This window comes from Roseiconus nitratireducens (assembly GCF_008629675.1).
Classification (GTDB): Bacteria; Planctomycetota; Planctomycetia; order Pirellulales; family Pirellulaceae; genus Stieleria; species Stieleria nitratireducens.
The window spans coordinates 1-539 of sequence record NZ_VWOX01000087.1 but is presented as its reverse complement, the minus strand read 5'-3'; the positions used below and the strand labels follow the sequence as shown (position 1 = coordinate 539).

The 539-nt window shown below is 54.2% G+C and carries 1 protein-coding gene; it reads right to left on the bottom strand.

The window, feature by feature from the left end:
- Positions 1–133 precede the first annotated feature (133 nt).
- Positions 134–412 carry a hypothetical protein gene (locus FYK55_RS28800; RefSeq protein WP_150080075.1) on the bottom strand — a complete coding sequence of 93 codons (279 nt, stop codon included), beginning with the start codon at positions 410–412 and terminating at the stop codon, positions 134–136.
- Positions 413–539 lie beyond the last annotated feature (127 nt).

The window sequence follows — 539 nt, the reverse complement described above, 5'->3', positions numbered from 1 at the left end:
CAGCCGTCACCGAGGACGGACGATTGAATTTCTATTTTCGAAACGCCCGATTCCGTCCTTCGGTGCACGGCATGGTTACCCGATACCGTGCAGTGATACGGCAAGCATCGGGTAGGACGATTCCATGCCAGGCCTAACGCGACGCCGGTACGGGGACAGCCATCTTGCGGCCCTTTTCATCTACGAACACGAATGTGTCGAACGCAAAACTGGCATTTTCCTGATACGGAACAGGCGTCAATGCAGACGTGTAATTCGCCGGCACCGGATACCCGGCAACATCGTTTACGCGCCGGGAGTCGTCGAATCCCTGGTTGTGACCTTGCTGGGACCCAAGCCCGTAACCAAAGCCTGCAAACATGGCGAGGAGACTTGCCGCTGCGATGAATCTTCCAACGGATTTGAATTTCACCGGATTGACATCCTTGCGTGAGGGGAACGGGAAATCGTACAGATAGTGAATGCTGCTATCACAGAAAAGGGAAAACCAGTCAAGGCAGAATTGATAGAGCCGTTTCGCTGATTAGCTCCCCTCGGGT